The following is a 16,302-nucleotide window of genomic DNA, read 5'->3' on the forward strand; positions in this document are numbered from 1 at the left end:
CTGATGTGAGACTTCGAGACGGCGTAAACGCCTCCTCAGTCCGAACGGTTGCAGATAAAATAGAGAAAAATCTCCTTAATCTGACTCCATTCGCACTTCAGATAAAATATAGAAAAGTCTCTTCAGTGCGAACGGGAATCAGATAAAATAGAGAAAAATTTCCTTAATCTAACGGCTATTGATTCACCTCTCACCTACGATGAAAATGGAGTAAAGAAAAAATTTGTGCTGAGCTCTTAAGTTACAGAAATAGTTTGGCGAATAGCTATTTTTAAACCCAATCTTTTCATTAATTCTAAATAATTGTCCAAACTAATCAGTCCCACACAAGGCAGCGCTCCTAATGGAATCTGCTGACCTGAAGCGATTTGCTCGCTAAGAAAAATAGCCGGAATACAGGGAATATAAAGTCCATCACCTTCTTGCGCATTGATTTCAAAACAAATTGTTTTTTGCCTATTATCTTGGTCTACGCCTTGAAGCCGCATATAAAAACCGCTGTCATTCGTTCCTAGCCAATTAAAGAAATGCGATATTTTCAAGAGCGGGCTTGCAAACGTACTCAGCGGCGGCAATAGGCGAAGGCGTACAAGCCAGGAAAATAAAAATAAAAAAACATGAAGAAATTTAAGCTCCAACCCTGCCTGGAATCGAAGAGTTTGTAGCGTAGGATAACGTTGAGGAAAAAGGGCTAAATCGGGAATATCACAGTTACCTAAAAAACGTTTATTCAAACGCCAAAATTTTAACAAGCGCAAATCCTGCCAGCCATATATTTTTTGAAACCGGCCATTAATCAAAGTTTCAAAAGGCTTACCTGCGTAACTCAAAACCCCGGTAGTGGTAGCTAAACCTTGATTAGTTAATTGCGCCGTTGCAATGGCATAATCAATAGCGCTTAATTCTTTAAACTCAGACAGATAATGCTCGATGACGGCAGAGCTCAATCCTGGAACAGAACTGGCGCCGCTACAGATCAGTTTTTTACGGACTAAAGCCTGGTCATGAAATTGGCTAATGTTGGTTACAAACTCCCGGGAATCCGCTAAATCGATATAATGCGCTCCTTGCGCAAGACAAGCCTGGGCAACTTCATAGCCTTGTGTTTGAAAAGGGCCTGAGGTATGAATCACAATGTCTGGCTTTAGCTCTCGCAAGACCGTCGCAAGTTGATGAAAAATATCGCAATAAACAATCTCGACTGGTTTAGGAAGTTGTTTGCTAAATTCCTTCGCTTTATCAAGGTTTCGCCCACCGATAATCAGCTTGATTTTGGGATTTAAGCTCAACGCCTTCGCGATATACTGGCCAAAATTTCCATAACCTCCCACGATGAATACACGAGTTAGTTCCATGACAATTTAGCAACCATCAAATAAAAAATAACGATTAAGCTAATAAAGGCTGGAAATCCCAGTAAATACCAGAGGCGAAAAAGGCGTTCATAGTGCTCAGGTAACGGCTCTTGATTAGCAAGACACTGCGCGAGGAGATTTCTCAGTTTAATTTGCAAATAAACCACAGGAAGCCAAAATAGGCCAATAAAAACATAAAGCCCTAAGGAAAGCAGAATCCAGAAAGAAGTCCAGGAATAACCCGTCAAATACATGAGCCAAAATCCGGTCAGTGGTTGGATTATTACAGCCGGTGTCGTCAATACCAAATCGGCCAGAACAGTGTTTCTGACTGCAAAATATTTTTCATGCATATTGGCGGTATATTTTGAACGATACATAAAAAAAGCAATGCAAAGACCACTGCCCAATAAAAGAGTAGAGGATAAAATATGTATTGTTTTAGCTATTAAATAGGCATTCATTTGCAGTGTTCTAATACTATTCAAAAATTTGGGGATTGGGCCTTGGCTCAATATTATCCTAACCTACCGCAGGACAAGAACTTAAGCCAGTATTGGTTTCAGAAAATTAGGAATTCTCTGCTCTAACCAATAAACTGGTTTTCCTGGTAAATGACCAGAAATAAAACCAACATGGCCGCCCTTTGCACTCAACTCCAAAGTAACATCTTTGGATAATTCCTCTTCAGCCGGCACTATATCAGGGGTCATGAAAGGATCATCCAAAGCATGAATAATCAAGGTTTGCGTGGCAATTTTAGCAATGTAAGGTCTTGAACTCGCTTCTTTGTAATAAGCATGAACATGCGGAAAACCATGCAGTGGCGCAGTTACACATTCATCAAAAGTCCAAAAACAATGGCATTTATGCATTTCTCTGTAGATTTGCGGTATCTCTTTATCGGCAAAAACGGCTTTCTTGCGTTCAAATATGCGTTTCATGCGTCGTAGTAAATAGGCTTGGTAGATGCGTGAAAACCCTGAACCAATTTTATCGGCGACTAAACGAAGTTGAAAAGGAACTGACACAGCGACCGCAGCAGAGATTAATTGTTGTGGGCCTTGCTCTCCCAACCATTTCAGTAGCACGTTGCCGCCTAACGAAACCCCCACTACCGCTTTTTTAGTTTGTGGCTCGCGTTCTGCCAATAAACGGATAAAGTAATTCACATCGCCAGTATCCCCAGTATGGTAGGCACGTGGTAAACGATTAGGCTCTGAACTTGCACCTCTGAAATGCATTAATACTGCACGCCAACCACAATGATTAAACACCTGCATTAAGCCAGCAGCATACGCGGACTCGACTGAGCCGCCTAAACCATGGAGCAAAATCACGACAGGTGTTTGACTATCTAAGCCATTAATTGCCCATGCTAAATCAATAAAATCGCCATCGGGTAACTCGATTCGCTCGACTAAATCGACCGGTGCCTTGATATTTCTGGTTAACGTTGGGTACAAGGTTTGACCGTGTGAACTGATTAACCACCAAGCAGGTTTAAAATCGCTGTTGACTATCATCATCTTCACCATGATAACTAGGGCTATATTCATGTACCGCATCTAGCATCGCTGTAACATTCTCAGGCAGTACCTCCGGGGTAATACCATGTCCAAGATTAAAGACATGCCCTGAACCATGACCAAACGAGGCTAAAACTTGCTTTACTTCACGTCTTATACATTCAGTATTGGTGAGTAAAAGCGAAGGATCAAGGTTTCCTTGTAAAGCAACTTTTGCTCCAACTTGCTGTCGAGCCACACTTAAATCAGTCATCCAATCTAAACCCAGTGCATCACAACCGCTCTCGGCCATCGGTTTAAGCCATTGCCCTCCTCCTTTAGTAAAAAGAATGAGGGGGATCTGCGGGTATTGACTCTTTAAATGGCTGACAATTTTTCTCATGTAATGCAGTGAAAAATCCAGATAGGACTGCGTAGTTAAGGTACCGCCCCAGGTATCAAAAAGCATCAGAGCGTTAACACCGGCTTTCACTTGTTCTTCAAGGTAAATACTAACCGCTTGAGCAAGTTTATCGAGTAGAAGATGCATGGTTTGCGGTTCTGTATACATTAACTGTTTGACTTGCTTAAAATCACGGCTCGAGCCGCCTTCTACCATATAGCAGGCTAAAGTCCAGGGGCTGCCTGCGAAACCAATGAGCGGTAGGTGTTGCGGCATTTCACGACGGATTAATCGTACTGCATCCATCACATAGCTTAACTCCTCTTTGGGAATAGCTAAGGAATCGATCGCTTGTAGGTTTCGCACTGGTCTATGAAAACAAGGGCCTTCTCCCTCAGCGAAATAAAGACCCAAACCCATTGCGTCGGGAATGGTTAAAATATCTGAAAATAAAATAGCCGCATCGAGCGGAAAACGTCGTAGGGGTTGTAAAGTGACTTCACAAGCTAACTCAGGATTTTTACAAAGGCTTAAAAAATCACCTGCCTGGGAGCGCACTTGGCGATACTCAGGTAAATAACGACCTGCTTGACGCATAAACCAAACTGGTGTTCGTGGAACTGGTTTACGTTGCAGGGCCCGAATAAATAATGATTCAGCAACCTCTTTCATAATTCCCTCATCCATTTCAAAAATTTTTGCCCATTCTAGCATGTTTCCTTATTTTTAATATTGTGTTAATTTTTATCAAAAAATATTCCAATGATTTGAATATACTAAATAAGGACAGGATGTGGAAACGAGTGAACATAAACAAGTTGGCGACCAAATTCGCATAGAAACCTTAGGAAATCATTATTTGCGAGGCAGCAAAGATCTATCGTTAGATCCAACAAATAATCTCAAAGTTAGGATGATGCATTCGGTAGATGGCATTCCTGTTCCACTCGATCCAGAATTAAGTGCCGGCGATTTCGTCATGGCCGCTGATTATTTCACTAAAGCGGGCTGGGGCTATGAGTTAACGCTGCCCCCGCAAACCGGCGATGTGGTCGCTGACAACGAAGCCCTATTTGAAATTCCTATTTCAGCCCAAGAATCACGTGCTTTCCGAGAAGCTTATGAAGATTTAGCTTCGCCTACCGTCAAACGATCTGACATCGATGAAATCTATCGAATTGAGAATAAAACCTATATTCCATTCGTTAAGTCTCTCAATAGCCTTTTCCAACAAGCCGTTTATTATTTCGCTATTAAAGACTATGGCAATAAATTAAATCTAAATGTCGCCCATTTTACACCCTGGTCAACGCGCGCTTATCTTGTTGGTCATGAATCTGCCCTGCGTATGGCGACTTTGGCCTTTTATTTTAAACAATTAGCAGAAGGAAAACCGGGAGAGATACCTGAAGATTATCATGATGAATTGAATAGTATTATTCAGAAAATCAAAGCGGGTGGTGATTATCATTTCACCGAGGCCCAGCTTGCGGACAATCAAGCAATCTTCACCGAACTCTGGCAACGTTATCACGCCTTAGCCGTAAGTCGCGATTTGTTCATTATGCATTTTTATTCTGACCATTTCGCCGGCGGGCACATGGGTCGTATTGGTTTGTTGCGCGAAACGATGCCTAAGAAGTTTGGCTTTTTAGGCGGTATTTTGATTAATAATATGCACAATGAAGATAACACTGACAGTGTTACCGTGACTCCCCCCTACGATAGAGATTCCGATGCCTACACTGAGAACCGTGATGACTCTCAAGCCTATGGTGACGGTACTTATTCTGAAAAAAGAAATGACAATACTGCTAATTTACTTATCAATGGAATGGATAATTCTTTAGGTGATATTGCCAGACTTATGACGACTGGCGAACGCCCTGACGCGAAAGATTACGGTGGGTTAACCTTCTTACCCGCAATTGATTATACGAAACCTCAACCTCCGCCTTTATTAATTTATGGTCCCGATCAAAAAATCTATTTTCGTGAAGAAATTAGTAAAATCACTAAACTCTCTCCGCAAGATTATCGAAATACCTTAGCAGATCCTGCTGGAAATGGTTATAAAGAATTAACTTACTTTCAAGCAGCTAAACTAGTTTTAAAATTAAGAGTATTTGGTTTCTTTTACTCACCAACGCCAGTCAAGCCTGAAGTTAAACTAGGTATTTCACTTCGACCAAAAGCAGCAGCCCCAGTAAGAGGCGCAGAGCATTTGGTCAAAATCAACGATTCAACGGCGCAAACGGAACCCACTTTCACTGGGGAGCATCGCGGAGCATTGCGTCGATCTTTTGGTGAGCAAGTCAGTCACTCCTTGCTTTCCCCACCCAAGGACAGCTCAGATAAAGAGAGGGTTGTTGATCATCAATTAGCAACAAACTACGGTTGTTGAATGACAACATTGCTCTTATAAGCTCCAGTTGCTATGCTACCCAATCTCTTTTTGGAGCTTTGCAATTGGACTATCTTGATATTAAAGGCTTGGCGATAGCGACTCGCATTGGCGTTTATGCCTGGGAGCAGCAAATTTCTCAACGTTTAGAGCTTGATATCACTATCCCAGCTAATTTTAGTGCCTGTGAAGATAAAATTGATCAAACTATCGATTACAGCAAGCTCTGCCAACAAGTCACTGAGTTTGTGGAATCCAAGGCCTTTCAGCTGATTGAAACCGTAGCAAATCAAGTCGCTCAATTGATTAAAAACGAATTTAACCTCGATCAAGTGACTGTCTCGGTGAGTAAACCTCACGCAATTAAAAACGCCAACAATGTGCGTGTTACAGTGACTCGCTAAGTAAGGTTGCCACTTCTGTGTGGCAATTTAATACGAAGTAGCTTAATATTTGCCAACCGTTTTTTAAGCGTTTACGGCAATGACAAAAAAAATATTGGTTCAAAAGCAAATTTTTATCTCTGGCATTATGTGTCATAATGGCTGTGGCTTCACTCTTGACTATATTCTTAATGACTTATTCGAAGAATTTAAAAACAAAAAAGATTTACCGTCAGACGCTGAATTATCTGTTTATCCTCAACCTGAAAAGCTCGGTGTTCACAGTTTAGAAATCAAAATAAAAACAGAAGAAGAGGCCTTCATTCCTGCAGAGAATCTTAATGCTTCCTTTTTTGAGGAGCTAAATGAGCGTTTAGTCGAGATAAAAGTACTGCAAATTACCGATGATCCGCGCAAAGCACAAATTGAAACTTCAGGTACAGTCAATTGGATCAATATTCTAATCAACTTATTAGCGATGGGCGTCATTGCTGTTTTATGGTTCGTTTTCCCCCCATCTATTCCCTTAACCATCGCCTTAACCTCAATTTCTTTTTTAACTACAGCTTTTACTGCTAGAGAATATTTGCTTAACTTTTTTCGCAATCTGCGCGCTAAAAACCTGACTAACATGACCACTACTATTAGCTTTGGTTGGTTTTTATCGCTCGCACATACGGTTTATCACTCGATTATGATGCCCATGGCTAGTAGTTTTTCCATGGCTTTTATGAGTTTTATCATGCCTGTCATGTTGATTACCTTAGTCAACAGCATGGATGAAATTAAACGTGTTATTTCAAACAAATCGAAAAAAATGCGTTTGCAAGGAATGCAAACCTTATTTCCAGAAATGAAAAAAGAATACAACTGTTATCAGCTAGATCCTGCCGAGCAAATTAAATTATCAGAACTTATCGCCGCTTCTAATAAAGAACAAAACTCTGATGAGATCATGCAAGCTTTATTCACTGAAGAAAAATTGACTAAAGAAAGCACTGATGAATTAAAAGAGGGAATGTGTATTGAAGTCGAGCGTGGCGATTGTTTTCCAGTGGATTGCATTCTTATCCAGGGAAATACAACCGTTGATCCCTCGATTTTATCTGGAGAACATAAGGGAAATAAAAAGTTTTTAGATTCTATCCCTGCAGGCGCCATTAACTTAGGCTCTAAAGTAAAGGTCTATGCTAAAACAAATTCTTATAATAGTACTATCAATCAAATCTTATTCCGTGCTAATCGTGCTCGTGAAAACAAAGCGCCAGAATCAAATTCAAAATTCAGCTATCTTTATACCGGATTAATTATTGCTGGAGTTATTGCGTCTATTGTCACCCCGTTGGCGTTTGGCGTATTTACTTTTCCTTTGTTATTACAAAACATCATTGGAATATTATTTGCCGTTTGCCCTTGTACGATTGCAATTGGCCATCAGTTACCTAGCCTTTTAAGTATTTTTCACCGTAGTAATAAAGGTATTATTTTACGAGATGACGATCTCTCTGGCCATTCTCACAAAATACATACTATTGTGTTTGATAAAACTGGAACTCTGACCACCGGCAAAAGTCGAGTAACCCACTGCTCTTCTACAATCTCTGAAGCCTTATGGGAAAGAATTTATTTATTGGAAAATGAACACGGCGGAGAACATCCCATCGCTAAGGCTCTCGTTAATTTTCGCGCCGGAAAACCGCAGCCAATCATTAATAATGTCAGCAACGTTGTTCATGATCTCAAAAACCGTGGATTATCCGCAAAGGTTCAAGGTGTTAATATTTGTTTAGGAAACGCTGCTTATTTCGATGAAGCGAGGATTAAAATTCCTTCAATGACGATAGAACCAGGAGTAACACCCGTTTATGTTGCTGAAAACAATCGCTACAAAGGAGTTATTTATATTCAGCATGAACCCAGAAAAGACATCCAAAAAACACTGGATCGCTTAAAGAAAAAGGGAATAAATCTCATCATGCTGACTGGTGATAGCAGCTCATCAGCTCTGGGTTTTAATCAACAGTTAAATCGTGTTTTTGCAGACGAAAATATTCATGCAGAAAAGACTCCCGAGAAGAAAGAAGAGTTTTTAGTTGATCTGATAGAAAAAACAAAAAAACGAGGAGAAAGCTGTGAAGGAATTTGGTTTATTGGTGATGGTATCAATGACGCACCCTGCTCCAGAATTGTAAGTGACGAGGGAGGAATTAGTTGCGCTATGAATTCCGATGATAAAGCCGCCTTTTTTACCGATATTAGCTTAAATGGTTCCTTAAAATATTTATTCAAACATAGCAAATTAAATCGTTTCTTGGAAAAAAATGTCTTGCAAAATAAGTGGCTAATCGCTTATAGCTCAGCCATCTTTTTAGCCTTCATTATTAGTTTTTCCATCGTAGGAATTCCTGTATCGCCCTTAATTCCTCTAACCATCATGCTATCAACAACTTTTTTTGTATTATTCAATTCCTATCGCATCCAGCTATCAATTGATAATGCACTCGATAAAGCCTCTTCTTTAACCAAAGAATTGCTCGCCTCGGATCTATCAATCGGATTATTAGTGGGCGCCGGTACTTTGTTTATCGCTGCTGTGCTGATGACAACGCTAGCAACCGGTGGTTTAGCATTCCCTGCGCTTGTCTTTACAGCAGGCGCCGCCTTGGCGACAAGTAGCGCTTGTTTGTTAACTGCAGGCGTCTTGTTTGGCCTATTTAGTTTAATAGCAGCTTCTTATTTATTAACGAACAACTGCGTCTGTGATTCCGTGGAGACTGATGAAGATTTCAGTGTACATTCATTAGTTGAACCCTCCTCTGTTCAGGAAGGGGAACCGAGTGTTTTCTCAGATTTTGGGATTAGGTATGCTGGACCTAAGATAAAAAATTCCAGTAGTAATGATGAGGTCCAAGCCATTTGTGGAACCTCGTTAACAACCTAACTCGTAGCCTTGCTGTTGAATTGTCATCCCTGCAGGCCTGCAATCTTACTGCCTACGCTCCGCGGCTTGCCCGGCGTTGTCGCCGATTAAACTCCATCCTACCTCCCGCGGCTTGTCCTCGAGATCAGGCGATCTCAGTATGAAAGATGATCGCTAGGATACCTCGGACAAGTCGCGGTACGTCGGAGTAAAGCGGGACTGGATTGAAAACTCCCAATTCCAGCCAGGCTAGGCTTGTAACTAAGCGTCCATCTTACGAATCATGCCCTTGACCCGCTCGCTTTGCGCTAAAGAAAGTTGTGCTTTTTCTGCGGCTGCTCTCGATCCAAAAGGTCCAACGATCACCCTGAACCAAGTACCTTGAGCTTGGGAAACTGCAACAACACTGACATCAAATCCTTTCAGAGTAAGTCCTGCTTTCATTTGATCAGCATCTTGCTTCCTTTTAAAAGATGCAATTTGAATTTGGTAACTATCTTTGCTTGAATTAGTGGGTACTGCAACCACAGGTTTACTTTCAGTCACAACTACAGTGGCTGGTGAACGAGTAGAGGCTATCTCTTGTTTCCTAGGTAGAGCAGCATTCCCTACTGCCACCGCGGGCGGGGAAACTGGTTTTGCTTGAACAGAAGCATTTGGTTTTGGTGAGGGCACAACGACTGGCGCATTCCCTCCTTTCGCTAAGAGCGTATAAAACTCAAACTTGGGTTTTGGTAACTCCGGCTCTTTTTCTTTTGCAGCAACCTGAGCTTCGGCCTGTACTTGTGGCTTTGCCTCATGTCGTTTTGCCAAGATGTTTGCATTGACCCAGGTACTTAAACTAGTAAAATCGAAGACTGTTGCAGTTAAATAGCCCGCCAAAAAAGAAGCAAGAATCGAAAACAATTGCTTAGGAGCATTGCTTTTTTGTCTTATTGGTCTTCTTTTTCCGTAATCCTTTGCCATCACATGCTCTCAGGAGTTGATACCCCAATTAGTTGTAAACCATTTCGCAGTATTTGACGAACTGCCTTTAATAAACACAGCCGAGCTGATCTTAACAAGGTTTGCTCGCATAGCAATTGTACTGCATTGTAATAACTGTGCAAGCCGTTAGCTAATTCACGTAAATAGTAAGCCAATTGATGAGGTTCGCATAATTTTGCAGCAGTCTCTATCACTTCGGGATAACGACTAATCAATGAAATTAAAGCCGTCTCTTGCGGCTCCACTAATAAATCAAGATGAGCGAGGCCTTCTTCTTCATTCCAATTTAAACCACGCTCCAGCAGTTGGCGTAAAACAGAACTGATGCGTGCATGTGCGTATTGAATATAGTAAACAGGATTATCACTGGATTCCGATTTGGCCAGATCCAAATCAAAATCCATATGTTGTTCTGGCTTGCGCATGACATAAAAGAAACGAGCCGCATCATTTCCTACTTCTTCACGTAATTCACGTAAGGTAACAAAAGAACCGCTACGAGTTGACATTTGTACACGTTCAGCACCGCGATAAAGAATGGCAAATTGAACAAACAACACATCTAGGGCTTTCTCGTCATGACCCAGGGCAGTTAGAGCTGCGCGGACTCGAGTGACATAGCCATGATGGTCAGCACCAAAGACATCAATGACGCGCTCGAAACCACGTTCATATTTATCCCAATGATAAGCGACATCCGAAGCAAAATAAGTGGTTTGGCCATTCGCTCGAATGAGCACCCGATCCTTTTCATCAGCAAAGTCAGTAGCACGAAACCATAAAGCACCCTCTTTTTCATAGGTATGGCCCGCGTCTTTTAAGGCTTGAATACCCTTTTTGATTGCGCCGTCATCCAGCAAGGATTGCTCGGAAAACCAATGATTATAATGCACTCCAAATTCGGCCAAATCCTCTTTAATATCATCCAAAACAAAGTCTAATGCTTGTTTGTGGAATAATTTAAAACCTGGTTCACCTAATAAGCGCTTTGCTTGCTCAATCACTGCATCAATATAAAGCTCTTTATCGCCACCTTGTGGTTCATCAGCAGGTAAACCTTCTTGAATAAGCGACCAGGGCTGCACATAGGCATTTCCCTGTTGATCTAAAATTTGTTGCGCAATCTGCAGGACATAAGCACCACGATAGCCATTAGCAGGAAAAATAATTTCCTCCCCCGCCAAACTCAAATAACGTAACCAGACACTAACCGCCAAAATATTCATCTGCCGGCCTGCGTCATTAACATAATACTCACTACTCACAGCATAACCAGCTGCTATTAAAATATTGGCTAAAGTTGCACCAAAAGCGGCACCTCGGCCATGCCCTACATGCAAAGGCCCGGTTGGATTCGCAGAAACGAATTCTAAAATAACCTTCTCTCCCTTGCCTAAATCGCTACGACCAAAGGCTTCACCCTGTTTGAGTACTGCTGCAATAATTTGTGAACGCGCTTCGTCACGTATGAAAAAGTTAATAAAACCAGGATCCGCTATTTCAACGCGCTCGATTTGTGCATGGGGCGGTAAATGGTTAACAATTAATTCCGCAAGTTTTCGCGGTGCCTGGCGACAAGGTTTTGCTAACATTAAAGCGAGATTGGTTGCGAAATCGCCATGAGTTTTATCTTTTGCGCGTTCTAGCTTAATTTCAACTTCAAGATCAGCCGGTAAACTGGACGCTTTCTTGAGGGTATCAAGAGCCTGCGCAAGGATTTGTTCAAATGCAGATTTCATAGCGTTTTATTCGTCAAAAAGCAGCTATTATGCGCTTTTTTAATGCCAGTTGCAAAAATGAGCGCTTTTTAGCTAGGAGAGGTTGGGCCAAAGCCAAAATCATAAGTGCGATAAAACATAAAAATTTCATACTAAAATTAAATAAGAATTTTAACAACAAGGATAGTTATCATGACGACTTTCGATCCTTTTTCTAAAACAGAGGTGCTCCAAATAATCAATAATGTTGCTCTATTTATGGGCATTGGCCCTCATGAACAAGGCATGTTAGCTGATAAATGTTATACGAGCGAACACAAAGCGAATGAAATTATTATTGAGCAAGGTGACATCGCTAATAAGTTGTATGTCATTATAGAGGGCAGAGTGCTTGTATCAGTAAAACGTGGTTCAGCGCAATGGAAACGAATCAACACTCTAGGACCTGGTGATGTGTTTGGAGAAATCGCCATTATGCGAAATATTCCAAGAACAGCTCGTATTACTACTCTCACAGCCTCAACTTTTCTTACAATTAGCAACAAAGATTTCTTAGCTGCCTACCAATATTTTCCGCCTAAAGCACGTGACAATATCCAATTAGTGATTGCAAAACGCCTAAAAGAAAATCAATCTCATGCCCAATAAAGAAAAATTTTTCATTATTATAAAAAATTAACTAATTGTTTATTAGAATAAATTTTTGCTTATTATTTTCTTAAAAATCGATAAAAACATCCTCATTTAAAAAACATGTTGAATTAAATTTAAACCTATGTACAATTTTCCCCGGTTATGAAGCGAATAATAATTTACACAATAACTGCTGTTGTTTGTATTGGAATGAATACTTTTGGGGTTCAGCATTTTAAGAAAAACCAAAAACAAACAGTCAATATAAACAAAGAAGCACTGCAAGTTGAGACTATAAAAATAGTAGCAGCTAGCACCTTAGCAACTGTTAAAACTGAAACTGCAAAATTAGCTTCGGCAGGCAATGCCACATTGAAAGAGCAAGCAATTAAAGCAGGTTCTGCAAAACTGGTTTGGTCTAGTAATACCCATCTAAAAGCAAAGGCAGTTGAGGCTAAACCTTCAAGAAAGGCTTTGGCGACAACAAAACTAGCAGCAAAGCCGAAAGATCTAGCACCCAAAAAAGTAACGATCAAAAATATTACTCTCAAAAAAGTATCTTTTGAGCAGCTACCTGGCTGGAATAAATCCGGTGTTAAAAACTCATTGGCTGCATTTCAGGAATCATGTAAGGTTTTTCTAAAAAAGAAACCGACGCATCCGGTAGGTTCCCAACTTATTAAGTTAAAAGCAAAAGACTGGCTTCCTGCATGTAACGAAGCGGTATCAATTGATGCTACTACAGAAGCAAGCGCCAAGACTTTCTTTCAAAAATGGTTTTACCCCTTAGAGCTGATAAAACGAAAACCAATTCACGGTATTTTTACTGGTTATTATATGCCCTTAGTTAAAGGTAACCTGACCAAAACTAAGCAATACAATATTCCTATTTATGGTTTACCTAAACAGCTTCCTTGGAACGGTCAAAGAACGCATTCCTATGCTCGTCAAGCAATTGATAAAGGGGCTCTCAACAAGCAAGCTCCCGTTATAGCCTGGATCCACAGCCCTGTTGAGCGATTATTTTTAGAGATCGAAGGCTCAGGAGTCATTAGGCTTGCAAGCGGTAAAAAATTATATTTAGGTTATGCAGGCGAAAATGGCGCTCATTACACACCGGTTGCCAGCGTACTGATTAAAAATGGCGTCATGAATAAGGATACAGCCTCGAAAACTGCGATAAAGCGTTATTTTCAAAATCATCCATCTAAGGTTAATACTATCCTTCACCAAAACAAATCCTTTGTTTTTTTTGAAAATTTAAAGAAACCTATTGCCCTTGGGGTGCAAGATATTACTCTCACACCAGGTTATTCTCTCGCCATCGATAAAAGATGGATCCCTCTTGGTTCACCATTATGGCTCAGTACAAAGAAACCACTCAGCCAAAATAACCGATTAAAGGATTTTCAGCGCTTAATGATAGCTCAAGATACAGGCGGTGCAATTCGTGGTTTGATGCGTGGAGACGTTTATTGGGGCTCAGGTAAACAAGCAAGTTTCCTCGGTGAGAATATGAAAAACGAGGGCCGCTACTGGTTATTCCTACCCAAACATATTTTCGATAAGCTGACTAGCTTAGGAAGAATGGTGGGGTAATAGGGGCTGAGATATCTCCACGAAATCAAAAATACTATTTGTTTATCCCGTTCGCACTCTGAGGTGCCCTCACGAAAAAAATATCTAAGGAATTGGTATTCATTTTATCCCGTTCAGCCTGAGGAGCACGCATCGCGGGCGTCTCGAAGGCCTGTCCTGAGGCTCTCGAAGGGGGGGCTTTTTGCGGCACTTCGAGACAGCGCTGAGCGCTTCCCCAGTGCGAACGGTGTAAACAAAACAATCAATGAATTAAACAGTCTATTTAATTTCGTGCGGATACCTCAGAGCAGGAGTAGACTTTTTTTGTTCAATACCGCAATGAATGAGCAAACTGACTTAGCTGGCGAAGCAATCAAAACCATCGAAGCCCTTTATAAAGCAAAATGAATAAACTTAGACATTTTGTTTAAAGAGCTTGTAATAGCTCTCCTACGTTAATCCCGAGTTTACACTCGCTGCGCTCGGGAATAACTTATGAAGAAAACTGGGCTATTACAAGAGCTATTCTTTTTACTCGCCGAGTGGTTTCGTCACAGACGATGATGGCTGCGCTGCTGGTTTGGGTAAGTTCTGCGCTTCGATAATATTGATATCATCAACAAAACATTTAGTTTCCCCACGCCAAGGCATTACAAATTCTTCGCAGTGATAAGTCAGAATTACATGATCATTATTCTGCATCGCCAGTTCTGCTTTTTTAACCAACGGCGATTTAAATTGGCCTAAGGTAAAGTGAAATTCACGACCCGTAGCACCAGTAGCGTTTTCTAAGCCGCCGCGAATCAGTTCGCCCTCATAAGTCCCCCAAAATTTACCTTCTTTTGCCACTTTGACGATAATTCCCGATTTTTGCCCCGATTTTATTGTCCAGCAGCCGGCTAATAGACCTGTCGACAAAACTAGCACCGAAAATAATAATTTTCTGTTCATTTTTCACTCCCTTTTTCCTGCAAGCTTAATCAGGAAATTATTTAAAATCAATTTGTCATTTTTATATTTTATCTAACACTTCATACAAATGTTTTACCGCCTCAACCTGCATATCTAGAGCTTGTTTGGGTGCATTAGCAAAAGGTACTATCGCTCTTTTAAAGCCATGCTTGGCCGCTTCGCGCAGTCGTTCCTGACCGCTTTGCACTGGACGAATTTCCCCAGCCAAACCGATTTCACCAAAAATAATTGTTTCTCGATCAAAAACTCGATTGCGTAAACTTGAAACAACCGCTGCGATGAGGGCCAAATCGCTACCTGTTTCAGTCACTTTTACACCTCCGACGACATTGATGAATACATCCTGATCAAAAGTAGCAATCCCGCCATGGCGATGAAGTACAGCCAGCAAAATGGCAAGTCGATTATGCTCAAGCCCGGCTGTCACACGTTTTGCTTGTTGGCCATGAGCCTCATCAACTAAAGCTTGCACCTCAACCAACATCGGTCGTGAACCCTCCCAGGTAACCATGACGGCTGATCCCGGGGTACTTTCAGGTTGACGGGATAAAAAAATGGCCGAGGGATTTGCGACCTCTTTAAGGCCGCGATCCGTCATTGCGAAAACACCAAGCTCATTCACTGCACCGAACCGATTTTTTATCGCACGAATCACTCGGAAACGATTATCACTTTGCCCTTCAAAATATAAAACACTATCCACCATATGTTCTAAAACTCGCGGACCAGCCAAAGCCCCTTCTTTGGTAACATGCCCGACTAGAAAAACAGCGGTTTGAGTCATTTTGGCAAAGCGAACCAACTGTGCAGTCGATTCGCGTACTTGCCCCACACCGCCAGGAGCTGAACTTAAAGTATCGGTAAAAATGGTTTGCACCGAATCGATAACCATAATTCGTGGCGCTTCTTTTTGCGCATGGGCAATAATACTTTCTACCTGTGTTTCAGCTAATAAACGCAAACCCTGGATCGGCAGTTGCAAGCGCTTGGCACGCATAGCAACCTGCTGCAAAGACTCTTCACCCGTCACGTAGAGAACTTTTTGTGCCTGCGATAAATTAGCTAATGTTTGTAACAATAAAGTCGATTTGCCAATCCCCGGATCACCACCAATTAAAACAACAGAGCCATCAACCAAACCACCGCCTAAAACCCTGTTTAATTCGGATAGACCGCAGTCCATACGAACTTCTTTATCCAATACGACATCTTCAACGGCCGTCACTTCCGAACGCTGATTGGCATAATGCCCCATTCGTGCGCTACGGCCGGTTGAGACAACATTTTCTTCACTAATTGCATTCCAAGCACCGCATTGAGTGCACTGACCAGCCCACTGTGAAAAAACAGCAGCACATTGATTACAAATAAATCTGATCTTGCTTTTCATTTAAGGGAGCTCGAGGCGTTTTAAAAAAAATTGAGCTTAGGTTGAAGCGAA

At 41.4% G+C, this 16,302-nt stretch carries 13 protein-coding genes; 5 read left to right on the forward strand and 8 right to left on the reverse strand.

The window, feature by feature from the left end; all coding sequences use genetic code 11:
- Window positions 1–236: 236 nt before the first annotated feature.
- The 4 genes from Lnau_RS01665 to hemE form a co-directional block, all read right to left on the reverse strand.
- Complete coding sequence (locus tag Lnau_RS01665; RefSeq protein ID WP_058503420.1) at window positions 237–1,355, reverse strand: saccharopine dehydrogenase family protein; 1,119 nt, start codon at window positions 1,353–1,355, stop codon at window positions 237–239.
- Window positions 1,346–1,819 carry a DUF2269 family protein gene (locus Lnau_RS01670; RefSeq protein ID WP_058503513.1) on the reverse strand — a complete coding sequence of 158 codons (474 nt, stop codon included), beginning with the start codon at window positions 1,817–1,819 and terminating at the stop codon, window positions 1,346–1,348. Before Lnau_RS01670 ends, Lnau_RS01665 begins: the two co-directional genes overlap by 10 nt.
- Before the next feature lie 81 nt (window positions 1,820–1,900).
- The gene (locus tag Lnau_RS01675) at window positions 1,901–2,881 is read right to left on the reverse strand and encodes a hydrolase (protein ID WP_058503421.1); all 981 of its coding nucleotides are present in this window, start codon (window positions 2,879–2,881) and stop codon (window positions 1,901–1,903) included.
- Complete coding sequence (gene hemE, locus Lnau_RS01680; protein WP_058503514.1) at window positions 2,859–3,938, reverse strand: uroporphyrinogen decarboxylase; 1,080 nt, start codon at window positions 3,936–3,938, stop codon at window positions 2,859–2,861. Before hemE ends, Lnau_RS01675 begins: the two co-directional genes overlap by 23 nt.
- Before the next feature lie 121 nt (window positions 3,939–4,059).
- Here hemE and Lnau_RS01685 point away from each other — a divergent pair, with 121 nt between their 5' ends.
- The 3 genes from Lnau_RS01685 to Lnau_RS01695 all read left to right on the forward strand — a co-directional run bounded on the left by Lnau_RS01685 (window position 4,060) and on the right by Lnau_RS01695 (window position 8,994).
- On the forward strand, window positions 4,060–5,670 hold the full coding sequence (locus Lnau_RS01685; RefSeq protein ID WP_058503422.1) for a hypothetical protein: 1,611 nt from the start codon (window positions 4,060–4,062) through the stop codon (window positions 5,668–5,670).
- A gap of 65 nt (window positions 5,671–5,735) precedes the next feature.
- The gene (folB, locus tag Lnau_RS01690) at window positions 5,736–6,074 is read left to right on the forward strand and encodes a dihydroneopterin aldolase (RefSeq protein ID WP_058503515.1); all 339 of its coding nucleotides are present in this window, start codon (window positions 5,736–5,738) and stop codon (window positions 6,072–6,074) included.
- A 79-nt stretch (window positions 6,075–6,153) separates the two neighbouring features.
- Window positions 6,154–8,994 (forward strand): HAD-IC family P-type ATPase, encoded by a 2,841-nt coding sequence (locus tag Lnau_RS01695; RefSeq protein ID WP_058503423.1) that lies wholly within the window; start codon window positions 6,154–6,156, stop codon window positions 8,992–8,994.
- A 240-nt stretch (window positions 8,995–9,234) separates the two neighbouring features.
- Here the strand turns inward: Lnau_RS01695 and Lnau_RS01700 are convergent, their stop codons facing one another.
- The gene (locus Lnau_RS01700; protein ID WP_058503424.1) at window positions 9,235–9,939 is read right to left on the reverse strand and encodes an SPOR domain-containing protein; all 705 of its coding nucleotides are present in this window, start codon (window positions 9,937–9,939) and stop codon (window positions 9,235–9,237) included.
- A complete protein-coding gene (gene argS, locus Lnau_RS01705) occupies window positions 9,939–11,699 on the reverse strand; it encodes an arginine--tRNA ligase (RefSeq protein ID WP_058503425.1) in 1,761 nt (586 codons plus the stop codon). Before argS ends, Lnau_RS01700 begins: the two co-directional genes overlap by 1 nt.
- 171 nt (window positions 11,700–11,870) lie before the next feature.
- On the opposite strand from argS, the gene Lnau_RS01710 reads away from it, so the two are divergent.
- Together Lnau_RS01710 and mltA are read left to right on the forward strand one after the other, a co-directional pair.
- A complete protein-coding gene (locus Lnau_RS01710) occupies window positions 11,871–12,326 on the forward strand; it encodes a cyclic nucleotide-binding domain-containing protein (protein ID WP_058503426.1) in 456 nt (151 codons plus the stop codon).
- A gap of 195 nt (window positions 12,327–12,521) precedes the next feature.
- Window positions 12,522–13,910: a murein transglycosylase A gene (mltA, locus tag Lnau_RS01715; protein WP_083503753.1), complete on the forward strand. Its 1,389-nt coding sequence runs from the start codon at window positions 12,522–12,524 to the stop codon at window positions 13,908–13,910.
- A 510-nt stretch (window positions 13,911–14,420) separates the two neighbouring features.
- Here mltA and Lnau_RS01720 read toward each other — a convergent pair.
- Window positions 14,421–14,840, reverse strand: coding sequence for a hypothetical protein (locus Lnau_RS01720; RefSeq protein ID WP_133134874.1), 420 nt, complete (start codon window positions 14,838–14,840; stop codon window positions 14,421–14,423).
- Between the two features lie 61 nt (window positions 14,841–14,901).
- Window positions 14,902–16,251, reverse strand: coding sequence for a DNA repair protein RadA (radA, locus tag Lnau_RS01725; RefSeq protein ID WP_058503427.1), 1,350 nt, complete (start codon window positions 16,249–16,251; stop codon window positions 14,902–14,904).
- Window positions 16,252–16,302 lie beyond the last annotated feature (51 nt).

The organism is Legionella nautarum (genome assembly GCF_001467895.1).
GTDB classification, from domain to species: Bacteria; Pseudomonadota; Gammaproteobacteria; order Legionellales; family Legionellaceae; genus Tatlockia; species Tatlockia nautarum.